We start from the raw sequence: 4,076 nt of genomic DNA on the forward strand, positions 1-4,076 counted from the left end.
GATCGCTGGCGATCGCGCCACCGACGCCATCGTCGAGAACATCCGCCATCAGTTGGGGCTGGATCTGCCGCTGTATCAACAATACGGCCGTTACATGCTCGACCTGCTGCACGGCGACCTGGGCACGTCGATTCGCACCCATCGCCCGGTGCTCGAAGACTTGCAAGCGTTTTTCCCCGCGACCCTTGAACTGGCGCTGGCCGCGCTGACCTTGTCGCTGCTGGTGGGCGTGCCGCTGGGCGTGCTCTCGGCGGTGTACCACAACCGCTTCATCGACCAGGTGGCGCGGACCCTGGCGGTGACCGGGATTTCCACCCCGGCGTTCGGGCTGGGATTAGGCCTGATTGTGTTGTTCTACGGCCATTTGAACTGGCTGCCGGGCAGCGGGCGACTCGATGAAGGGCTCGACCCACCCAGAACCGTCACCGGTTTTTACCTCATCGACACGTTGCTGGCGGGGGATACCGGGCTGTTCTTCAACGCCGTGCAGCACCTGATTCTGCCGGCCATCACCCTGGGTTTCGTCAACCTCGGCGTGGTCGCGCGGCAGATCCGTTCGGCGATGCTCGATCAGTTGGGCGAGTACTACATCCGGACGGCCCGGGCCTACGGCTTGTCGAAATGGGCCGTGATCCTGCGCCACGCGTTGCCCAACGCGCTGATTCCTTCGGTCACCGTGCTGGGCCTGACCCTGGGCGATCTGCTCTATGGCGCCGTGCTCACTGAAACCGTGTTCGCCTGGCCGGGCATGGGCGCGTACGTGGTCAAGTCGATCCAGTCGCTGGATTTCCCGGCGGTCATGGGCTTCGCGATCATGGTCTCCTTCATTTATGTGCTGCTGAACATGGCGATCGACGTGCTGTACCGCCTGATCGATCCGCGCATTGGCGAGGTCAACTGAGATGTCCACTCCGATCATTGCGCCCGCCGTGGCGCCACTGCCGGCCGCTTCGCGCTGGCAAGACAAATGGGCTTACCTGGCTCATCAGATCCGTCGCAGTCCGCTGACCATGGCCGGCCTGCTGATCACCGTTATGGTGCTGCTGGTGATGGTCTTCGCACCCTGGCTCGCGCCCCATGAGCCCAACGCGCTGAACCTTGCCCAGCGCCTGGCCGCGCCGTCCGCTGCCCATTGGTTCGGTACCGACGAAGTGGGCCGCGACCTGTTCAGCCGCGTGCTGTACGGCAGCCGCCAGTCCGTGGGCGTGGGTCTGTTCGTCGCCTTCGCCTCGTGCCTGGCCGGCGGCTTGCTGGGCTGTATGTCGGGGATCATCGGCGGTCGTTTCGACGCCCTGATCATGCGCCTGATGGACATCATGCTGTCGGTGCCGTCGCTGGTGCTGATCATGGCGCTGGCTGCGGCCCTGGGCCCGAGCCTGTTCAACGCCATGCTGGCGATCACGCTGGTGCGGATTCCGTTCTACGTCCGGCTGGCCCGGGGTCAGGCCCTGAGCATTCGCCAGATGGGGTACGTCAAGGCCGCCGAAACCTTTGGCGCCGGGCGCTGGCACATGGTCATCTGGCACGTGGCGCGCAACGCCATGCCGCCGTTGCTGGTGCAGTTGAGCCTGGACATCGGCAGCGCCATCCTCATGGCGTCGGCGCTGGGCTTCATCGGCCTCGGCGCGCAACAGCCGACGGCGGAGTGGGGCGCCATGGTCGCGACCGGGCGCAACTACATCCTCGATCAATGGTGGTACCCGACGTTTCCCGGCGTGGCGATTCTGATTACCGCCACCGGGTTCAACCTCTTGGGCGACGGCGTGCGTGACTTGCTCGACCCCCGTCAGCAGGGTAAATGATCATGCCAGCTACCGTTCAACCCTCCCTCGCAGGCCGTGAGCCGGTGCTGGTCATCGACGATCTGCGCATCGAATTTCCGGCCTACAAGAGCACGGTCAAAGCGCTCAACGGCGTCTCGCTGCACGTCAATCCCGGGGAGATCGTCGGAGTCATCGGCGAATCCGGCTCGGGCAAGTCGGTCACCGCGATGCTCAGCCTGCGTTTGCTGCCGGAGCGTTCCTACGAGGTGAAAAGTGGCCGGCTGAGCATACTCGGCCGTGACATGCTCACCGCCAAAGAGAAGGACCTGCTGAGTGTGCGTGGCCGTGATGCCGCGATGATCTTTCAGGAACCCATGACCGCGCTCAATCCGACCCGCCGCATCGGTCGGCAGATGCTCGACGTGATCATTCATCACCAGCGTCTGAGCAAAGCCGATGCCACCGCCAAAGCCATCGCGTTGCTGCGTGACATGCACATCGCCGACCCCGGGCAGGTGATGAACAGTTACCCCTTCGAGCTTTCCGGCGGCATGCGTCAGCGGGTGATGATCGCGCTGGCGTTCTCGTGCGACCCGAAATTGCTGATCGCCGACGAACCCACCACTGCGCTCGACGTCACGGTGCAGCGGCAAGTGCTGTTGCTGCTGCGCGAGAAAGCCCGTGCCCGTGGCACGGCGATTCTGCTGATTACCCATGACATGGCGCTGGTGTCGCAGTTCTGCGACCGGGTCTACGTGATGTACACCGGCGCGGTCGTGGAGCAGGGCGTCACCGCACAGGTGATGGCCGACCCGCGACACCCGTACACCCAAGGCCTGCTCAGCGGACTGCCGGAGCAGGTCGAGCCCGGCCAGGACCTGCTGACCATTCCCGGCCAGGTGCCCAACCTTTCTGCCTTGCCGGAGGGCTGCACCTTCCGTGATCGCTGCGCCTTCGCCCTGCCCAAGTGCCTTCAGCGCCCGCCGATGCACACCGTCGACGCCGCCACCGACCACCAGAGCGCCTGCTGGTTGAGCGCGTCCTCGCACACCTCCTCACACGCCCTCTCTCAGGAGCCGCGGCCATGATCCTCTCAGCTTCGCAGACCTTGCCCGGCCAGAGCCCGACCATCCTCAGCTTGCAAGATGCGCGCGTGCATTACCCGATGGGCAAGGACTGGCTCGGCCGCCCGAAAGCACTGGCCCATGCGCTTAATGGCATTGACCTGCAGGTCCGCGCCGGTGAAACCCTGGGCGTGGTCGGTGAATCCGGCTGCGGCAAGAGCACCCTGGCGCAGTTGTTGATGGGCTTGATCAAGCCGACCTCGGGGCGACTCGACTGGGTCTACAACAGTGACAAGGAACGCAGCAGCAACGTGCAGATTGTGTTTCAGGACCCGCAGTCATCCCTCGACCCGAGGCTGCCGGTGTGGAAAATCATCACCGAGCCGCTGTTCGTTCAGCGGTCGGCCCCGCGCCAGGAGATGCGCGCGATTGCGGCGAAGGTGGCCTCTCAAGTGGGCATTCGCACCGAGTACCTGGACCGCTTTCCTCACCAGTTTTCCGGCGGGCAGCGTCAGCGCATTGCGATTGCCCGGGCGTTGTCATCCAATCCGGACATCATCGTGCTCGACGAGCCGACGTCGGCGCTGGATATTTCGGTGCAGGCGCAGATCCTCAATCTTCTGGCCGAGCTGCAGCGCAGCCGCGATCTGACGTACATCCTGATTTCCCATAACGTCTCGGTGGTGCGGCACATGGCCGACCGGGTCGCGGTGATGTACCTGGGGCAGATTGTGGAGCTGGGGTCCGCCGCCGAGGTGCTGGAGCGACCGCGTCACCCCTATACGCAATTGCTGTTGGAGGCGGTGCCACGTCTGGGCGTCGCGGTGGACGAGGCGCAGGTTTCGGCGCCGACCGAACTGCCGGGCAACAGGACCTTGCCGACCGGGTGTTTCTTCCGTGATCGCTGCCCGAAGGCGACATCGGGTTGCGAGCAGCCACAGGCACTGTTGCCGGCCAGGGGTGCGGGGGATTGGGTGAGGTGTCATCTGGAGTCGCGATGATGGGTGGGTGTTGGGATCAAGGGCCTCGGCCTAACGGCCTCGTGTTTCGCCTTCGGCGAGTTACTTGATAAAGCCCCGCTCTTGGTTTAAGGAGCAGCCAAGGGCTTGTGCTCCTGGTTGGGTTCCTCCTTCGTCGGAATACCCTCACTCCGGTCTCGCTCCGTGGGCCCGCGCCGAACGGACATCCATGTCCTGACGGCGCTCTCGCCGCATCCATGCGGCTCGGCCCACTGCGCGAAACCTGCGTT

General features: G+C 64.5%; 4 protein-coding genes. All 4 read left to right on the top strand.

The window, feature by feature from the left end:
• A partial coding sequence (locus VF672_RS16960) for an ABC transporter permease (RefSeq protein ID WP_331105718.1) occupies positions 1 to 901 on the top strand: 901 nt, incomplete at its 5' end.
• 1 nt (position 902) lies between these two features.
• Positions 903 to 1,802 carry a D,D-dipeptide ABC transporter permease gene (ddpC, locus tag VF672_RS16965; RefSeq protein WP_331105719.1) on the top strand — a complete coding sequence of 300 codons (900 nt, stop codon included), beginning with the start codon at positions 903 to 905 and terminating at the stop codon, positions 1,800 to 1,802.
• 2 nt (positions 1,803 to 1,804) lie between these two features.
• Complete coding sequence (locus VF672_RS16970; protein ID WP_331105720.1) at positions 1,805 to 2,851, top strand: ABC transporter ATP-binding protein; 1,047 nt, start codon at positions 1,805 to 1,807, stop codon at positions 2,849 to 2,851.
• Positions 2,848 to 3,828, top strand: a complete 981-nt coding sequence (locus VF672_RS16975) for an oligopeptide/dipeptide ABC transporter ATP-binding protein (RefSeq protein ID WP_331105721.1) — start codon at positions 2,848 to 2,850, stop codon at positions 3,826 to 3,828. Before VF672_RS16970 ends, VF672_RS16975 begins: the two co-directional genes overlap by 4 nt.
• Positions 3,829 to 4,076 lie beyond the last annotated feature (248 nt).

Source organism: Pseudomonas sp., from assembly GCF_036387035.1.
Taxonomy (GTDB): Bacteria; Pseudomonadota; Gammaproteobacteria; order Pseudomonadales; family Pseudomonadaceae; genus Aquipseudomonas.

What these genes read in the sequence shown, in the direction of transcription:
- ddpC (WP_331105719.1), top strand. Translation starts at nt 903, where the DNA reads ATGTCCACTCCGATCATTGCGCCCGCCGTGGCGCCACTGCCGGCCGCT.
- VF672_RS16970 (WP_331105720.1), top strand. Translation starts at nt 1,805, where the DNA reads ATGCCAGCTACCGTTCAACCCTCCCTCGCAGGCCGTGAGCCGGTGCTG.
- VF672_RS16975 (WP_331105721.1), top strand. Translation starts at nt 2,848, where the DNA reads ATGATCCTCTCAGCTTCGCAGACCTTGCCCGGCCAGAGCCCGACCATC.